The organism is Blautia sp. HCP3S3_B11 (assembly GCF_052064435.1).
In the GTDB taxonomy this organism is placed as follows: domain Bacteria; phylum Bacillota; class Clostridia; order Lachnospirales; family Lachnospiraceae; genus Blautia_A.
The window spans coordinates 1-584 of the sequence record NZ_JBQHVP010000062.1 but is presented as its reverse complement, the minus strand read 5'-3'; the positions used below and the strand labels follow the sequence as shown (position 1 = coordinate 584).

The window sequence follows — 584 nt, the reverse complement described above, 5'->3', positions numbered from 1 at the left end:
CAGCCTGTCCGAAAACCTTATTTTTAGGCATAAATTTAGCCCCTTTCCTTCATCTGTGACATTGAAAACTGAATAAAATACACAGGATGAAGAAAGAGGCTTATGCCTGTTCCATCAATTCCATCATTTTTTGAAATCCAAGGAGATTCTTCGCCCGTTCCAGGTTATAACCCAGACAAAAGAGCGCAAACTCTCCAGCCACTTTCCGTATTCCCCTTAAAAGAAAATAAGTGGCTCCCATTGCTCGTTTTATTGTTCCAAACGGATGCTCCGACAGGCACATCCTCCGGCTCATCTTTTCTTTATCCGGTTTCAGGAAAAACTTCACAACCTTTCTTTTTTCATAATGCCATTTTTCACCCGTTTTCGTTTCCTCCGGCTTCTTTCCTTCGGCTTCCAGCCAGCCCTTACATGGTTTTACCAGCTGATCTTTGGTAAAGTCGATCTCTTTCCATTCGCCTTTTCCCTTGTAACACTTATTGCGGTTCGGGCAATGTTTACACGCATTTTTATTGGCATAGCGGATATTCCCGTTTTTCTTTATGCTCTTCTGTCTCAGGATTTCCCCAGCCGGACAGTATACC

General features: G+C 43.0%; 1 protein-coding gene. It reads right to left on the bottom strand.

Features of this window, described 5'->3' with window-relative positions:
- Nucleotides 1–100 precede the first annotated feature (100 nt).
- The coding region (locus ACTNC0_RS18255) for a transposase (protein WP_441088493.1) at nt 101–584 on the bottom strand (484 nt) is incomplete at its 5' end.